Here is a 17,152-nt window from a genome sequence, read left to right as displayed (position 1 = left end):
CAAGTGAGTGACACAACGGCGGCTGAGAAAAGTCCCCTCAGCTGGTACCAAAGTTGTTAACTTTATTATCATGATGCAACTGCAATACGATATGGTAAAGGGTTCGCGGCAAGTGCTGCTCGACTATTGCGCCACGCTGAGCGATGCGCATTTCCTACAGCCCTGCGAAGGATTTGGGCGCGGTGGTAGTATCCGTAACCTGCTCGTGCATATCTGTAACACTTACCAGGGCTGGATCGGCCAGGATGCACTGCAACAGGAGTTGCCGTTTACGCCGTACGAGCAGGTGCAAAACATCGACGATGCGCGGCAATTGTTTGCGGAGATCAACCTGCTGCTGGCAGATTTCTTCGCGCGTTATCCCGACCCGCAGGCGCGCATCGGGGACAGTACGGCGCTGGAACTTTTTACGCACGTGATCACGCACGAATTTCATCACAAAGGGCAGATACTGTCCATCAGCCGCCACTGGGGCCATATTCCGGTGGATACGGATATTAAACGGTAGCTACAAACGTTCCATCATCTTTTCGGGATGCGACAGGCCGCGGAAGCCGAACTGCTCGTAAAGCCGGTGGGCATCGCTGGTACCAAGTCCCCAGCGTTTCAGGGTTTGCAGTTCGGGGTGTGCCAGCATGTTTTCCATGAGTAGTTTACTGATGCCCTGCCCGCGATAAGGTTCGAGTACAAACACGTCCATCACCCAGGCAAATACGGTATAATCTGTAACGACGCGGCCAAAAGCGACCTGCGTGCCCGCTTCGGTATATACACCAAAACAAAGCGAATGTTTGATCGAGCGTTCCACTTCTTCGCGGCTTCTACCCCTTGCCCAGTAAGACCTGCGGCTCAGGAACTCGGTAATCACCTCCACATCCAGCCGCTCTTTTTCCGTGGATACATAGTATTGATTGTCGGCCATAATTTAAAGATAGCAATTAAAATAACAAGGCCGCCCCGTAGCGGGGACAGCCCTATTTGCTATGTAGTTATTCATCGCTGAAATGGGAATTTATAAAAGCGAACGGCTATTTAAACAATAAAGATGGTTTTATATTGATCATGAGATACGCCCAGTGATTGGCGCTTTGTGCATTGGCAACGTTCTTCACACCCGGCGACGTAAGGTTGGGCTGACTATTAAAAAAACTATACCCGGCTTCAAAACCAATCACTTTCGTAAGCGCGAAGTTGGCTGTCAGATCCAGCTCCTGGCCGAAGTTGCGGTTATGGCCAACAATATCGCTGGCGCTGTAAAACTGGTGTACATCGGCATTCAGCATCCACCTTTCGCCCGGTTTTGTTTTCAGGCGCAGGTAATAATCCTGCAAGCCGCGCGCACCAAAGCCGGATGCCACATAGAAGTAATCCATGTATCCCCAGAACTTATGCGGCGTGCCGTACAGCGGATCGAAGGCCTTGCCCGCACCGCCGCCTGTCGTATAATCACCACCTATTCCTACACTTACTTTTTTGCTCAATGCATATTGGAAAGCGGCGGAGAACAGCGCTGCATCGAGCTTTACGCCGTCGGCCGTTTTGCCGGTCTGGTAGTAGGCTGAGGACGTGACCGTGAGATCGTGGAATGTATTGGTGAAGTACACACCGCCGGTAAAGCGGTGATAAGCGCCGGCATCCCAGGTTTTCACGGGTTTGTTATCGACAGAGTCGTTGTGGTAGCGCGAGAACTGATCGGCAAACAGGAGCAGGGATACATTTCCTTTTTTCAGTTTGCGACCAGCGTAAATAAACTCCATTCCCTTGTACATGGCGCCGCCATTGGTATTGGCAGGGTAAGCTCCGGGCGGCGTTCCGTTATACAATGTGCCTGCTGCGTTTTCTTTATTTTGATTGAAAGCGCCACCGGCATGCAGCATCCACGGCCCGGTTTCATATTTTAACACAGCCCCGTCGTGCCTTCGCGCCTGCTGCAGCCAGTCGAGGTTACCGAGCAGGCGGCCATCGTCGTAATTCAGTTCCTGCCGACCTATTTTCAGGCTGAGGCTGCGGTTTTTCACGATTGTATCTGTAAGAAAAACTTCGCCCCAGGCTTCATGTAACATCAGTCCATTATTATCCTGCGTAGTTGTTCTGTTGATCGTCGATACATCCTGCCCCCAAACGCGTACATCCTGCACCGTGAGACCAAACTTTAACCGGTACCCCGACCAGCCCGCCGCCATTCGCGTGCGCTGAGACGTGAACAATGCGGGATTAGCTGTTTTAGGAAGCGGAGCGCCCTGTCCGTCGCGGTACTCCGTTCGGGTACGAAGTTGCGCATCGAGGGTCAACTGGGCTTTGAGCGGGGCGTAACAGCCGATCGTTACCAGCACAATGCATGCGCCGGTACGGAACAATTTTTTGCAGAACATTTTGGTTGATTTAAGTGAGCGAAATTTTACGCCATCACCACTGCTTCCTCTTTCCCGTTATTAATGCCGATATACACACGATCGTCTTCAACACGAACGGGATAAACGGTGATAGAACATTCGTGCTCGTCGGACAGGCAACGGCCATCTTCCAGCGAGAATGTTTTTTTATGGAACGGACAGGCCACTTTGGGCTCGCCCTGCTGTGTGCCGGTCATACCGCGGCTTAGCGCCATCTGCATCCGGTGCGGACAAAGGTTCTGGGACGCATACCATTCACCACGTCGCGCAAAGTTGAACAGCGCGATCTGCTCGTCATTGTATTTTACACAAACACCGCCGTTAGCCGGCACATCTTCCACTTTACAGGCAAAAAACCAGGTAATAACTTCTGTGTTCAGGATTGACATGATACTATCTTTTCTGTTTGACAATACGTTTCGTTATTCCATTCGGCTGCTTTCTTCTGGTCGCGCAGCGTATCAAACTTGATGTTCGGATCTTTTTCGCCGGGGGCGTTTACGAAGTGGTTAAAACGTTTACGCAGCTCCGGGTTTTCCACCACTTCGCGCCACTCGCATTTGTAATTATCCACCAGGTATTGCATTTCTTTTTCGAGTTCATCGGCAATACCCAGGCTATCATTCAATACTACATTTTTCAGGTATTCGATGCCGCCTTCCATTTTGTTGAGCCAGGTGGCAGTGCGGGTGAGTGGATCAGCCGTTTTGATATAAAACATCAGGAACCGGTCGATCAGGCGAATGCAGGTTTCGCTGTCCACATCGGTGGCGAGCAGCAATGCGTGCTGCGGTTTGGAGCCGCCGTTGCCGCAGACGTACAGGTTCCAGCCCCTTTCAGTAGCAATAATGCCAAAGTCTTTCGACTGCGCTTCGGCACATTCCCGAATGCAACCTGATACGGCCGACTTTAGTTTGTGCGGCGCACGCAGGCCACGGTAACGCTCCTCCACCCTGATAGCGAAACTCACACTATCATGCAAACCGAAGCGGCACCAGGTAGAACCTACGCAGCTTTTTACTGTACGTAACGCTTTACCGTACGCATGGCCACTTTCAAATCCTTCGTTGATCAGCTCCTCCCAGATGTTGGGCAAGTCGCTTACATGCGCGCCGAACATATCGATTCGCTGGCCGCCTGTGATTTTTGTGTACAGCCCGTACTTATCTGCCACACGACCGATCACCATTAATTTTTGCGGAGTGATCTCGCCTCCGGGGATGCGCGGCACCACTGAATATGTGCCTCCCTTCTGGATGTTCGCGAGGAAGCGGTCGTTGGAATCCTGCGCAGTATCATTGCCTTTCACGAGTACCATTTCATTCCATAAGCTGGCGATGATAGACACGACAACGGGTTTACACACCTCACAGCCGTCGCCATGGCCGTAAGCATCCAGCACAGCGTCGAAAGATTTCAGTTCTTTTATTTTGATGAGATCGAACATCTCCTGGCGGGAGTACTGGAAGTGCTCGCAAAGTACGTTGCGGATGTATTTACCCTGGGATTTGAGCGTGTAGGTGATGAGGTCTTTCACCATTGGCGTGCAGCCACCGCAGCAGGTCGCCGCCTTCGTGCACTTCTTAATATCATTGAAGGTTTCGTTACCATCTTCCACCGCTTTGCAGATGGCACCTTTCGTAATGCCTTCGCAGCTGCAGATCACCGCCTCATCGGGTAAGCCTTGTACACCTGCGCCTGTGTCGCTGCTGCCGCCGCGGGAGCCGAGCAGCACATCTTCAGGATTCTCCGGTAATTTGATTTTGTTCTTAGCAGTTTGCAGCAGCATGTTATAGGCAGCGGCGTCACCAATTAAAATACCGCCTAACAAATACTGACCATCATTACTTACGTTGATGCGCTTGTATACCCCTTTAACGTGATCTTCAAACACAATCGCGCGACATTCGCCTTCGGGTGTGAAAGGATCGCCGAAGCTGGCCACATCTACGCCGATCAGTTTCAGCTTGGTGCTCATATCGAAGGCCGAGAATCTCTTCTCTCCTCCGAAGATGTGATCCAGCGCCACTTCTGCCATTTCGTAACCTGGTGCTACCAGGCCGTATATCATGCCATCGAACAAGGCGCACTCGCCTACCGCATATATACTTGGATCAGAAGTCTGCATACGATCGTTCACCACAATACCGCCACGGCGGCCGGTTTCCAGTCCTGCGAGCGTCGCCAGTTCATCGCGTGGTTTAATCCCTGCGGATATCACCAGCATATCTACCTGGATGGATGTATCGTCAGCGAACTGCATACCTGTAATTACATCGTCGCCGGTAATTTCGGTGGTGTTTTTAGCCGTATGAATCTTCAGTCCGAGCGATTCCAGTTTATGTTGAAGGATGCGGGAGCCGTTTTGATCGATCTGCCGGGGCATGAGCCGGGGCGAGAATTCGATAATATGTGTATCGGCGATGCCGAGGTCGATGAGCGCTTTGGCAGCTTCCAGGCCGAGCAGGCCGCCACCGATCACGGCGGCGCGTTTTGCTTTGGGCGCGTAAGCCTGCATCATCTCCAGGTCTTCGATCGTGCGGTAGACAAATACGCCGTTCTTATCTACCCCCGGAATATCGGGTACAAAGGCAGACGAGCCGGTGGCCATGATCAGATAGTCGTAGTGTTCTACCAGCCCGGTATGTGTGAGTACTGTTTTAGCCTGCGTGTCAATATGTTGCACAGGATCGCCCAGGTGAAGGCGGATATTATTAGTGGTATACCAGTCCGGGGCGGCCATTTGCAGGTCTGCTTCGGTCTTACCGTCAAAGTAGCTGCTCAGGTGAACGCGGTCGTATGCCGGACGGGGCTCCTCCCCAAATACAACGATGCTGATTCCGGGTATGGCGCGGGCGACCAATTTCTCGCAGCATTTATAGCCGACCATACCGTTGCCTACAATAACAATTTTCATGGAGCGTGTTTTTGGGTAAATAATTTGACCTCTTATTTAATTACAATTATTTCTATATATCACTTTCCCTTCCAAACTATCCAAATAATTATATAATTACTATGATTTGTGTCATGAAATTAGGAGTTATTTGACTATTTTTATAATGAATTACTAGAAATAAGTCAGATATTTTAAAACATAATGTATTTTAATATGTCAATTCCATCTTTAAGTTTAGTAGGCGCCGGCCCCGGAGATCCCGAATTAATTACCCTGAAAGCTATCCGTACGATCGGCGCGGCGGATGTGATATTATATGATGCACTGGCCAATGAAGACTTGCTGCAGTATGCCCGTCCGGATGCGGTAAAACAGTTCGTGGGCAAACGTTTCGGCTGCCATGCCCTCTCGCAGCAGGAAATAAATGATCTTATTATAAGTTACGCCTTCTCCCACGGCCAAGTGGTCAGGCTAAAAGGTGGTGACCCCTTCGTATTTGGCCGCGCCGGCGAAGAAATAGACGCTGCGCGGGCACATGGCATTGCGGTTCAGGTGATTCCGGGCATTTCCAGTGCATTGGCGGTACCAGCTTCGCAGATGATACCCCTCACCTGCCGCGGCGTGAACGAAAGTTTTTGGGTAACGACCGGCACCACCCGCAGCGGCGACATTTCTGAGGATATACGGCTGGCCGCCCAATCGTCAGCCACGGTAATCCTGCTGATGGCCATGAGTAAACTGGAAACGATCATGGAGATATTTGCTTCCTACGGCAAAGCCGAAACGCCCGTAGCCATTATCCAGGACGGTACCACATCCCGCGAAAAAATCGTGATCGGCAAGGTAAAAGACATCGTTTATCGTGCGCAATACGAAGAAATGGGTAATCCAGCCATCATTATGGTAGGCGAAGTGGTAAATCTGCATCCATCTTTAATAAAAGAATATGTTAATTTGGAAGCCGGCACACGGGCCGTTAACAGTAAAACCTGAAGATGAAGAAAGATAAGCATGGCTGCGACCTTAATACCTGCCTGATGTGCAGGCTTTGTTTGAAAGATTGGCTGCCGGCCATTGAAGCGCATCGCACCAACTATGTTCTCAACAAAGGGCAGCTGCTGTTCTCCGAGCATGATGCGGTGACAGGCATTTACTTCATCTACTCCGGTAAAATGAAGGTGCACAAGCACTGGAGTAAGGATAAGGAACTGATCGTACGTTTTGCCAAAAGCGGCGACATCGTAGGCCACCGCGGCATTGGTACAGAATTAGTGTACCCGGTTTCAGCCACGGCACTGGAGCCGACGACTGTTTGTTACGTGGAGCTATCCTTCTTTAAATCGACCCTCAAAGTAAATAACGAACTACTGTACGAGCTCATGATGTTTTACGCCCGCGAGCTGCAGGAGTCGGAGAAAAAAATGCGCAACCTGGCGCATATGTCCGTAAAAGGCCGCATCGCCACTGCCCTTTCCATGCTTCAAGAGAAGTTCGGCACCAACAAAGAAGGCCATATCAACCTCCAGCTCAGCCGCCAGGACCTTGCGTCTTACACGGGCACCACGTACGAAACCGCTTTCCGCATGATGAATGAACTCATCAACGATAACGCCGTAGAAGTATCCGGCAAAAACATCCGCATCATCAACCAGGAAAAACTACATAAGCTAAGCCAGGAGCACATGGAGGAATAAAAAAGGCCTCCCTTGCGGAAAGCCTTTCTTTATAATAATATATGCTTTGTTGTTAGTGTACCGGCTCTTCGATTTTCACCGGCTCGGAGTTCACCACATCTACACGGTTGCTCGCCTTCACTTTCTCCGGTACGCCGCGGATATCCCAAACTATACCCAACGCGCCCAGTGCACGAATAATGTAGAAGGTAATATCCACTTCCCACCAGAAGAAGCCCTGACGGGTTGCGCTCTGGTAATAGTGGTGGTTATTATGCCAGCCTTCGCCCAGTGTAACCAGCGCCAGCACCAGGCTGTTGCGTGATTCGTCACCGGTACGGTAGCGTTTTTTACCAATTTTGTGCATCAGTGAGTTGATGGTAAAGGTGCCATGGAACAACAGCACAGTGCTCAGGAAGAAGCCGATCAGCAGGGTAGAAATACCGGCGCTCCAGTCGAACCAGCCGGTACCGTTCACTTTATTACCTACGAAATACACGGCTACAGCGAGAATTACGGCAGGCACCCAGTGGTACTTGTTCAGCCAATGCAGTTCTTTGTGATCTTTCCAGTCTTTGATCAGGTCGTAACGGGTTTCCTTATGATCTTTTGTCATAATCCAACCGATGTGTGAATACCAGAAACCGTACAGTTTTGCAGAATGCGGATCTTCCTCGGTATCGCTGTGTTTGTGGTGTACACGGTGATTAGCCGCCCACCAGAGCGCACCCTTCTGCAGGCTGCTCTGCGCGCCACCTGCCAGGATAAACTGGAACCAGCGTGAAGTTTTATACGACCTGTGCGAAAAATAACGGTGGTAACCACCTGTTACGAAAAACATGCGCGCTACGTATAACGCGGCGCATAAAATCCAGTCGAACGCTGTTACGTGCGTAAAGAACGCCAGTAACGGAACGAAGTGAATGCCTATAAAGTCCAGCTCGTGCAGCCAGTTAATTTGTCCTCTTTGTGGTGTTGTACTCATGTTGCGAAATTAAAATCCCTGCGATTCCAAAATAATGATTTTGATCAGCGAACCTGAAAAGTCCGGATGATTCTACAAATATACGGCTACTTCCTGACGTGTCTAATAGATAATGACTATCCGCTGATTAAGTTATTCAAATCAGAAAGTTTTTTAACATTATCTTAAGGCTTTAAATCGTTCGCTACGTCATGAAAAAACTGTTTGGGCATCTCTATTTCCAGGTGATTATTGCTATTATCGTCGGTATTTTAGTAGGACTATACTTTCCAAAATTCTCACACGTCGCTAAGCTGATCAGCGACATGTTTATCAATCTCATCCGCATGTTGATCGCCCCGATCATCTTTTTCACCATTGTTTTGGGCATTGCGAAGATGGGCGACATGAAAAAAGTGGGCCGCGTGGGCGGCAAAGCGCTGCTGTACTTCGAGATCGTGACCACATTGGCCATTTTTATCGGGCTGGTGGTTGCGAACTTTATGCAGCCGGGTAAGGGCATTGCATTTAAAAACGTGGATACGTCTAAGGTGGCAGCCTATGAACAACAGGCAGCCGGAGTAGACTGGACCGAATTTTTCCGACACATCATCCCCTCCAATGTAGTTGACGCGTTTGCGAAGGGCGATGTATTGCAGGTGCTGGTATTTTCCGTACTGTTCGGCTGGGGCCTTTCCAAGATGGGCAGCACCGGCGAAACGGTAATCAACACATTCGAAAAGATCTCACAAATCTTCTTCAACATTCTCAAATTCGTCATGAGACTGGCGCCGCTCGGTGCATTTGGCGGTATGGCCTATACAATCGGCGAGTTTGGGCTGCTGGCGCTGGTCCCGCTGGGTAAACTGATGGTCAGCGTGTACCTGACCATGTTTCTTTTTGTGTTTGTTGTACTCGGGCTGATTTGCACGTATTATAAGATCAGCTTGTGGAAATACCTGAAATTTATCCGGAACGAGCTGCTGATCGTGCTGGGCACTTCCTCCTCCGAATCTGCGCTGCCCGGCATCATGGAGCGACTGGAGCAACTCGGCTGCTCGCGACCCGTGGTGGGACTGGTAATTCCTGCCGGGTATTCGTTCAACCTGGATGGGACGAGCATTTACCTGTCGATGTCTGTCATTTTTATGGCGCAGGTATTTAATGTTCCGCTTACTATTGGGCAACAGGCGTCTATCATTTTTATCCTGATGATTACCTCGAAGGGGGCGGCTGGTATTACGGGCAGCGGGTTTATCGTACTGGCCTCTACGTTGGCTATATTGAAGGTGATACCCATGGAGGGACTGGCAATACTAGTGGGGGTAGACCGCTTTATGTCCGAAGCACGTGCCATCACCAACCTGATCGGAAATGGTGTTGCTACGATGGTAATTGCTAAACATGAAAAAGAATTTGACGAAGAAAAATATAAAGCCGCTATCTCCGGGCAGCCGCATCCAACTGAAAAACAGTATTTTCGGAGTGAATAATCATTAATGGCCTTTTTGTTACAACGGTTACGAGTCGTTACGGCACTAGCATGGTGCCTGATCATATGCAGCTGCCTGGTCGCCCGTGCGCAGCAGTCGCCCAATGCCTATACGTTCAAGCACCTCAGTATACAAGAAGGCCTGGCCAGCAATCACGTTTCCGCTATAATACAGGACCGCAAAGGATTTATCTGGATCGCCAGCACCGCCCTGCAGCGGTACGACGGTACCAACTTCATAACGATAGCGGATTACAACCGGGTGCCGGGTAATATCTATTATGAAGATATCTGCCTTATGGAAGATCGGAAAGGTCGCATTTGGGCAGGCACGCCGGATAATATTAGAATGTACGACCCGGTAACGGCGCGCGAAACGTTGATGCGCGTGCATGACAGTATCGAGATCCCGCAACAGAGCATTTCCTGCTACAACATGCTGGAAGATCATGAGGGGCAAATTTGGGTAACGACCCGTGCGGGCCTTTTGTGGTATGACGATGCAAAGCGGCTGTTCCGCCGGCCACCCGGTATTCCCGACAGCATCAGCAAACAGATGACCAGTGCTGTTGGGGAAGACCGGCATGGTAACCTTTGGCTTAGCGGCAAACAATCGCTTTACATTTTTAGTAAGGACCGCAAAACACTTTACTCACAAACATTTAATCCGGATCGCCTCGCGGCACTGAATATACCTGCCAGCGCAAAAAAAATATTTCCCGATCATCGCGGCCACCTGTGGATCGCGGGCCGCAACAGCGTGCTGTACCGCTACGACGCGGCAAATAATCAGCTGAAAGAATACACGTTTCCTCACCCCGACAAGACGGCCAGCGTTCGCGCTTACGACATCGCGCTGGATATGAACCGCCACATCTGGGTGGCAACAGAGCATAGCGGGATTTTTCGCTACGACAGCATCAGCGACAGCTTCAACGAACACATCTCGGGAAATAATAAAGATGAACTGGGGCTGCATTACGACTATGAAGTGAACTGTTTCCTCAACGATCGTGATGGCCACTTGTGGATAGGCACCGACGTGGGCGTAAACATCCTGAGCCTGCACAGCCAGTCTTTCACGCGGTTGGACCATCGCAGTAACGTATCCGCCTCCGGCACACGATTGCCCCGCTCTGAAGTAACAGACATCTACCAAAGCCCCCAGGGTGATGTATTTCTTGGCTACTGGGGAGAAGGACTTGCCTGGATGGACAGCCAGTTCCGCCTGAAAAAATTGTTCCGTTACAATGAGAAAGATCCGGCGAACAGCCTGCCGGAAGAACATAGCCTTGTTTGGAGCATCACCGCGTTAAAGAACGGCAACATCGCGATCGGGCAGGAGAATGGATTACTGTCCGTACTGGACACCAGGCAGCAAAAACTTACACATCACCACCCCGAAGTATTTGCCGACCAAACCGTACTGGCTATGCTGCCGGAGAACGATTCCACTTTATGGGTAGGATTGTACAAACGTGGCCTGGCGAAGTGGAACCCGCTAACCGGTAAGGCCGCGCTTTGTGAAGATGTGTTGCAGCATATTCACCGCAGCACCTCTGTGATGGACATTGTAGCTCAGGGAGACTCGCTGTTATGGCTCGCCACCAGCACAGGCGGCATACTTGTCTATAATAAAGAAAAGCAACGTGTTACCGAACGCGTTCTGTTCTGGCAACACGGCCTGGATACGATCCGCAACATCAGCTGCCTGTACCTGCTCAACGACTCCACCATACTGGCCGGCACCGATCATGGACTGTTTATTTATAACGCCCGCAACGGCAAGTATCAACCTTTAAAAGTAAATGATTCGTTTTTCGACGAATGGGTATTGAGTCTTAAAGGCACGCCCAACAACGGCATCTGGCTTACCACACAATACGGGTTTTACCAGTATGATCCACGTCACCAGGCGTTAGTATCGTTCGTACAAAACGACGACATCATCGACAACAACCGTAAAGTACGACGGCGCATCGCGCTGATGAACGACGGCCGCCTGCTCACCGGCGCTTCAGATCACGTACTGGCATTTGACCCGCTGCGACTCGTTACATCGCCGCCACCACCGGATGTTACGATTACAGGCTTCCGCGTGCTCGACCATGCCATGATCATCGATTCGCTGATCAGCAACGACCAGCCGGTAACACTTACTTACCGCCAAAACTTTATCAGTATTGAATTTAAAAGTCTGCAATACCACCAGGAACGGCTTCGATATTTCTTTAAGATGGATGGCGTGGACGAACGTTGGGTGAACGCCCAGGGATTACTCACAGCACGTTACACGAACCTCGCTCCGGGTAACTATACGTTCCGGGTACAAAGCGTTAACACCGCGGGCATCGTGTCAGAAAATATGACGACGCTCAGCATCGTGGTAAAACCAGCATTTTGGCAAACCTGGTGGTTCCGGTTGTTGTTGATATTATTTGGATTAAGCCTGGTGTACGGCTACTTCCAGGCGCGGCTTTACCTTGTAAAACGCGATGAAAAAAGACGTGCGGCATTTCAGCAGCAGATCGATCAGTTGGAAATGAAGGCGCTGCGGGCGCAGATGAATCCTCACTTTATTTTCAATTCGCTGAACTCTATACAAACGTTCATGTTGAAGAATGAAACGGAACAGGCACTCTCCTACCTGAGCCGCTTCGCCCGGTTGATCAGGAATGTGCTGGACCACTCACAGCTGAACAACATCACCATTGCCAAAGAGCTGGAGATGCTGGAAAACTACCTGGAGCTGGAACGGCTGCGCCTTGCGGCACAATTCGATTATCAGATCGTGATCGATCCGGACCTGGATATCGATTATACAGAAATACCATCTATGATCATTCAGCCTTTCCTGGAGAATGCCATCTGGCACGGACTATTGCACAAGACCGGCAAAGGTTTGGTCATCCTCAGTTTCCAGATCGTGAACGACCGTATACTTTGTACCGTGGAGGACAATGGCGTTGGCCGTGATGCGGCGACCGCGATTAAACAGGCGGCCAGTCAAAAACATATTTCCAAAGGCCTGCAAATTACCCGCGACCGCCTGTCCCTTTACAACAGCCGGTTCGGCATGAATGCGTCCTTTGATATTGAAGACCTGAAAGATGCAGAAGGCAATCCGATTGGCACAAGAGTGAACCTGTGGTTCCCGCTGATCGAAGATTGATAAAGGCCTGAAATAAAAAAGCCGCAACCCTAAGATTGCGGCTTCCAATATCCTCCAAAGGTTATATGCCTACTTCATAGTGCCTTTCTGGTATCGTTATATCTTTATAACCTTTCTTGTGCAGCCAGTCACGGAAGTGTGTTTGTACTTCGTACTCACCATGCACGAGGAATAATTTCTTTACATCAGATGGATGCTGGCAGGCCAGCCACTGGCTGAGATCTTCATAATCGCCATGGGCGCTGAGGGAACGAATGATACCTACTTCTGCCTTCACTTCGTATTTAGTACCGTAGATCGACACTTCTTTGGCACCGCGCATCAGCCGGCCACCGAGCGATTGCGGCTCACAGTACCCCACTAACAAAATGGTATTTTTCCATTCGTCGATGCCGTTGGCAATATGGTGCTTCACCCTGCCCGCTTCTGCCATCCCTGAGGCAGAAATGATCACGCACGGGTCCTTGCGGAAGTTGAGCAGCTTGGATTCCGAAACAGATTTAATATAGCGAAGACCTGGGAAGTCGAATGGATCTTCGTCCTTTTCCAGCATCTTTTGCACCGTGCGATTAAAGCATTCGGGGTGTTTGCGGGTCACGTCGGTCGCCTCCATCGAAAGCGGACTATCCACAAAAATATCCACCGGCGGCAAAATCCCATTCAGTTGCGCATTATTCAACGCGAACAGCAATTCCTGCGTACGCCCAACACTAAAAGCCGGTATGATCAGCTTGCCGCGTTTCTTCACGCAGGTTTCATGAATATATTTCAGCAGCTCCTCGTCCGCAGGCGCCACATCTGTATGCAGCGAATCGCCGTAAGTCGACTCCATGATAATCACATCTGCTTGCGGAAACTCCTCCGGCGACTTCAGGATTACATCGCGGTAGCGGCCGATATCGCCGCTGAATGTGATTTGTTCTGTTTTACCATTTTCAGTGATGCGAACGTGCACAGCAGCACTGCCGATAATATGACCGGCATCTGTAAACATCACTTCGATATCATCATCGATGCTAAACCATTGGCGGTACATGATCGGACGCAACTGCTCCAGCGAGCGCCTGGCATCTTCTATCGTATACAGCGGCTGCAGGTAACCACGACCTTCGCGGGCGAGGCGTTTATTGGTAAACTTCACATCATCCTCCTGAATTTCGGCGGAGTCCATGAGCAGTATCTCTGTAAGATCTTTCGTCGCGTGCGTACAATAGATCTTTCCCCGGTAACCCAGTTTTGACAGGCGCGGGATCAATCCCGAGTGGTCGATGTGGGCGTGGGAAAGGATCATATAAGTAATATCCTTTGGCTCGAATCCAAAATCGCGGTTCAAGGCATCGGTATCAGGCCCCATACCCTGGAACAGGCCGCAGTCGAGCAGAATTTTCTTCCCGTTCTTCAACGTAATAATATGCTTGGAACCTGTAACTGTGCGCGCTGCGCCGTGGAATGCAATTTTCATGATCTGTGCTGATTTGCTTTAAAAGACCAGGTGATGCGAAAAATGGCGATCACTTGTCCCTCTTTATCAATACCTGTGCTAACTACTTGCAGTGTGACCGGCTCACCCGTGGCGATGGTTTGAGAAACGGCTTCTGCCATCGCAGCACCCGCATTGCAGGTGAACCATGTAATACCTTTTGCCTTCTTCGTAAAATCCGCTTCCATACCGGTTACCAGCATCGATACAGGCCGGCTGGCAGCCCGTACATACATCATGGCCAGGGCGCCGGTACTCATTTCCGCCGCCATAGACAGGCAGGCGAAGTAAGTAGAGCGAAAAGGATTTTGCGACAACCATTTGAAAGGGACGCTGGCCGTACAGGCGTGCCTGTTAAGACTGGTAATACGTACGCCGCTGATAAACGCGATCGGTAACTTCGCGAGGATGAAGAGCTTAAATTTAAAGCCGTTCATCTGCTTGAGAAATGTATCTATGGCCTTATCCATCAGGACTTAGGCTTGTATTGGTCGGGTTTCAGCGCCGCGGGCGACCAGTTTTTGAAGAAGGACATCAGTTTGCGTTTATCGTAGCTGTCGGCCGATTCCAGCTGACCGGTATCCTGTATGTGTAATAATTTTCCATTGGCATCCAATACCAGCAACACCGGGAAGCCAAAACGCTGCGGGTAGCCATATTTGGCGAGCAGCGCGAGGTTCTGGTTTTCTTTGCTATAGTTCAGATGGTATACCACGTAGTTCTTGTCGCGATAATCGCGCAGCGCGGTGCTGTCTTCCACATACTTGTAAAGGCGTTTGCACCAGATGCACCAGTTGCCGCCCACCTGCACCAATACATGCTTCTTTTCCACGGACGCCTTTTTAATAGCGGTGGCCAGTTCGGCCTCGGCGTTGGCGTTCGGGTTGTAAATGCTGTCGAGGTGACTTGGCTTTTGTTTTACGGGCTGCTGTGCGAAGACGGGCAGCACCATCAGCATAACAAGGCAAAGTTGAATTAGTTTTTTAAGCATATTGTATGGTTTGCAAGTTCTTCACATAATTATAAATACCTGATTGTGCGTTCACTTCAGGCTCGCCAGGCGCCGGCGTGACCGGCATATTGTTCATTTCGTTATCCAATATTACGGCATTCGTGTTATCTGCGAGCTGCAACGCCAGGATTGTTTTTACCTGCTGCTTCAGCGCATCGCCGTAAATGGGAAAACACACCTCTATGCGGCGATGCAGGTTACGGTTCATCCAATCGGCGGAGCCAAGGTAAATCTCCTCTGCCCCATCATTGTGAAAAACGAAGATGCGTGCATGTTCCAGGTAGCGGTCTACAATGCGGCGCAGGGTAATATTTGGCGCGTAACCGGGTACCAGGCAGCAAATACCACGAACGATCAGCTCAACCAGAACACCTGCCCTGCCGGCCTCGTACAACTTTTCGATCATCGCCCTTTCCTGCAAATTATTCAGTTTGATAGTGATAGCAGCCGGCTTACCTGCCTGCGCATGGCGTATTTCGCGGTCTATCATGTCGCGGAAACGGTCTACCAGGTTAAACTGGGCTACCAGTAATTCCTTGAACGGAATAAAACCGTAAGCCTGCGGTTGCTGGCGTGTTTGAAGGTACAGGAACAGCAATTCCATTTCCTGCGTCATGGTCTGGCTGGCAGTGAGCAACACATGGTCTGTATAAAAACGGGCGGTACTTTCATTAAAGTTGCCTGTCGCCATCAGCCCCACGTGATCCCAGGTTAAGCCACGTTTACGCTTTACCAGGGCTATTTTCGCATGCACCTTTAAACCCGGAATACTGTAGATGATCTTAACGCCCGCATCCTTCATCCGTTTGGCCCAATGAATATTATTGGCCTCATCGAAACGGGCTTTCAGCTCCACCAGCACGGTTACCTTTTTACCGTTGCGGGCGGCGCTGATCAAAGCGTTCACGATTTGCGAGCCGGAGGCGACGCGGTACAGCGTAACGTAAATTTCTTTTACATCGGGATCGATGGCCGCTTCATTGAAGAAGCGCAGAATATAATGGTAGCGTTGGTAAGGCAGATGCAATAACACGTCCTGCTGCAGCACTTTGTCCAGGATAGGCGCATGGTCCAGCCCGGGCACATTGGCAGGTGGGAACGAGGGATATTTTAAACCCGGGCCGCTTACCGGCATGGGCAGCGAATTAAAATCCTTCAGGTTGTGATAACGACCGCCAGCCACGCGCTCCTCCGGCAACACTTCAAAATAGGCGGCCAGCAATTCCAGCATATCTGCCGGCATAGACGGGTCGTACAGGAAACGGGTAGGCAAACCTATTTCCCGATGGAGGATCATCTTTTCCACCTGGGCCAGCATGTCGCTGCTCAGTTCATCCAGGTCCATTTCTGCGTCGCGGGTGATCTTTACGCTGTAGCAACCATTTATGGTATGATGGGGAAAAATGTAAGGCAGGTGTTCGCGGATCACATCGTCGAGCCAGGCGATATATGCAGGCGACTGCCCCGGCAAAGCCAGGAAGCGCGGCAGGTCGCCGGTAGGAATATTGACGATCACATACCGCGGTGTATCGGCACCATCTGATGTTACACTTACCGCAAAATACAGCGCGTTATTTTCCAGGAAAACTTTTCCAGGTTTATCAAAATTGATCCACAGCACCTGCAGGTACGACAATACTTTGGTGAGAAAGTAATCCGTTACCGTTTCAGCATGTTCAGGATGTAGTGGTTCGCCGTAGTACAAGTGGATGCCTTTTTCGCGCAGGCCGGGCAGAATATTTTTCGTGAGGATCTGCCCGTAAGTTTCCTGCTGTAGCCTTACTTTCTGGCGCACCTTTTCCAGGATGGCCGTATCCGGGGCGTCGCCATCTTTCAATCGCTTGGCCGGTCCCACCTGGCTCATGGCCAGGATAGCAGGCATGCGCACACGAAAAAACTCATCCAGGTTAGAAGAAAAAATAGAAAGGAAGTTGATGCGCTCATATAGCGGCACCCGCTCCTCCGCCGCCATCAGCAGCACGCGGTAGTTAAACGAAAGCCAGCTAAGGTCCCTGTCGAACAGCGGCGCGTTGGCGGTATGATTTTCTGCGGAAGGTATCATCTTAA

Annotated in this window: 14 protein-coding genes; 5 read left to right on the top strand and 9 right to left on the bottom strand. The window is 50.5% G+C overall.

Annotated elements, in window-relative coordinates; genetic code table 11:
• Positions 1-70 precede the first annotated feature (70 nt).
• Entirely contained in the window at positions 71-508 is a 438-nt protein-coding gene (locus MKQ68_RS25190) for a DinB family protein (RefSeq protein ID WP_244841136.1), read from the top strand.
• Here MKQ68_RS25190 and MKQ68_RS25185 read toward each other — a convergent pair whose 3' ends face one another.
• The 4 genes from MKQ68_RS25185 to nirB all read right to left on the bottom strand — a co-directional run bounded on the left by MKQ68_RS25185 (position 509) and on the right by nirB (position 5,310).
• On the bottom strand, positions 509-922 hold the full coding sequence (locus MKQ68_RS25185) for a GNAT family N-acetyltransferase (protein ID WP_244841137.1): 414 nt from the start codon (positions 920-922) through the stop codon (positions 509-511). It abuts the gene before it with no gap.
• 106 nt (positions 923-1,028) lie between these two features.
• A complete protein-coding gene (locus tag MKQ68_RS25180) occupies positions 1,029-2,372 on the bottom strand; it encodes an alginate export family protein (protein ID WP_264281473.1) in 1,344 nt (447 codons plus the stop codon).
• A 26-nt stretch (positions 2,373-2,398) separates the two neighbouring features.
• Positions 2,399-2,782, bottom strand: coding sequence for a nitrite reductase small subunit NirD (gene nirD, locus MKQ68_RS25175; RefSeq protein WP_244841141.1), 384 nt, complete (start codon positions 2,780-2,782; stop codon positions 2,399-2,401).
• The gene (gene nirB, locus MKQ68_RS25170; protein WP_264281472.1) at positions 2,770-5,310 is read right to left on the bottom strand and encodes a nitrite reductase large subunit NirB; all 2,541 of its coding nucleotides are present in this window, start codon (positions 5,308-5,310) and stop codon (positions 2,770-2,772) included. Before nirB ends, nirD begins: the two co-directional genes overlap by 13 nt.
• A gap of 195 nt (positions 5,311-5,505) precedes the next feature.
• Between nirB and cobA the strand changes: the two genes are divergently transcribed.
• Both cobA and MKQ68_RS25160 read left to right on the top strand, forming a co-directional pair.
• The gene (gene cobA, locus MKQ68_RS25165) at positions 5,506-6,285 is read left to right on the top strand and encodes a uroporphyrinogen-III C-methyltransferase (protein WP_264281471.1); all 780 of its coding nucleotides are present in this window, start codon (positions 5,506-5,508) and stop codon (positions 6,283-6,285) included.
• Between the two features lie 2 nt (positions 6,286-6,287).
• Positions 6,288-6,986, top strand: a complete 699-nt coding sequence (locus MKQ68_RS25160) for a Crp/Fnr family transcriptional regulator (protein ID WP_264281470.1) — start codon at positions 6,288-6,290, stop codon at positions 6,984-6,986.
• 52 nt (positions 6,987-7,038) lie between these two features.
• Here MKQ68_RS25160 and MKQ68_RS25155 read toward each other — a convergent pair whose 3' ends face one another.
• The gene (locus MKQ68_RS25155; RefSeq protein WP_264281469.1) at positions 7,039-7,950 is read right to left on the bottom strand and encodes an acyl-CoA desaturase; all 912 of its coding nucleotides are present in this window, start codon (positions 7,948-7,950) and stop codon (positions 7,039-7,041) included.
• Positions 7,951-8,141: 191 nt separating this feature from the next.
• On the opposite strand from MKQ68_RS25155, the gene MKQ68_RS25150 reads away from it, so the two are divergent.
• Both MKQ68_RS25150 and MKQ68_RS25145 read left to right on the top strand, forming a co-directional pair.
• The gene (locus MKQ68_RS25150) at positions 8,142-9,422 is read left to right on the top strand and encodes a dicarboxylate/amino acid:cation symporter (protein WP_264281468.1); all 1,281 of its coding nucleotides are present in this window, start codon (positions 8,142-8,144) and stop codon (positions 9,420-9,422) included.
• Between the two features lie 6 nt (positions 9,423-9,428).
• On the top strand, positions 9,429-12,593 hold the full coding sequence (locus MKQ68_RS25145; RefSeq protein WP_264281467.1) for a ligand-binding sensor domain-containing protein: 3,165 nt from the start codon (positions 9,429-9,431) through the stop codon (positions 12,591-12,593).
• 61 nt (positions 12,594-12,654) lie between these two features.
• Here the strand turns inward: MKQ68_RS25145 and MKQ68_RS25140 are convergent, their stop codons facing one another.
• The 4 genes from MKQ68_RS25140 to ppk1 are packed head-to-tail and all read right to left on the bottom strand — an operon-like array spanning position 12,655 to position 17,147.
• Positions 12,655-14,055 (bottom strand): MBL fold metallo-hydrolase RNA specificity domain-containing protein, encoded by a 1,401-nt coding sequence (locus MKQ68_RS25140; RefSeq protein ID WP_264281466.1) that lies wholly within the window; start codon positions 14,053-14,055, stop codon positions 12,655-12,657.
• Positions 14,052-14,543 (bottom strand): DUF4442 domain-containing protein, encoded by a 492-nt coding sequence (locus MKQ68_RS25135; RefSeq protein ID WP_264281465.1) that lies wholly within the window; start codon positions 14,541-14,543, stop codon positions 14,052-14,054. The genes MKQ68_RS25140 and MKQ68_RS25135 overlap by 4 nt, the downstream gene beginning before the upstream one ends.
• Positions 14,543-15,064, bottom strand: coding sequence for a thioredoxin fold domain-containing protein (locus MKQ68_RS25130; protein ID WP_264281464.1), 522 nt, complete (start codon positions 15,062-15,064; stop codon positions 14,543-14,545). The genes MKQ68_RS25135 and MKQ68_RS25130 overlap by 1 nt, the downstream gene beginning before the upstream one ends.
• Positions 15,057-17,147: a polyphosphate kinase 1 gene (ppk1, locus tag MKQ68_RS25125; RefSeq protein WP_264281463.1), complete on the bottom strand. Its 2,091-nt coding sequence runs from the start codon at positions 17,145-17,147 to the stop codon at positions 15,057-15,059. Before ppk1 ends, MKQ68_RS25130 begins: the two co-directional genes overlap by 8 nt.
• Positions 17,148-17,152: the final 5 nt, after the last annotated feature.

The sequence above is a fragment of the Chitinophaga horti genome (assembly GCF_022867795.2).
Taxonomy (GTDB): Bacteria; Bacteroidota; Bacteroidia; order Chitinophagales; family Chitinophagaceae; genus Chitinophaga; species Chitinophaga horti.
This window is presented reverse-complemented; position numbering and strand designations above follow the sequence as displayed.